At 26.3% G+C, this 230-nt stretch carries 1 protein-coding gene; it reads right to left on the bottom strand.

Annotated features, from left to right (window positions below; genetic code table 11):
- Positions 1-230: HI0074 family nucleotidyltransferase substrate-binding subunit (locus tag G3997_RS04505; RefSeq protein WP_296648749.1), on the bottom strand; the 230-nt coding region annotated here is incomplete at both ends.

The following is a 230-nucleotide window of genomic DNA, read 5'->3' as shown; positions in this document are numbered from 1 at the left end:
AACTGCTGTTTCTTCATCATACATATGAGATGTTCTATTTCTATCTAACATCATTTCTATCCATATATCACCATCATTTATTAACTTATGTTTAAAGGCACATCTTATTGTACTTCTTGGTGCTAAAGCTTCATCTAATATTCCTTGATCTTCTAAATATAATTTCATTACTTTCCAAGMTTGTTCAAATGTAAAYTCAAATCTTTGTATAATACCATCTATTATAATAT

The sequence above is a fragment of the Romboutsia sp. 13368 genome, assembly GCF_018336475.1.
Lineage (GTDB): Bacteria > Bacillota > Clostridia > Peptostreptococcales > Peptostreptococcaceae > Romboutsia.
Note: the sequence above shows the minus strand (reverse complement) of the source record. Positions and strands in the feature narration are given on the sequence as shown.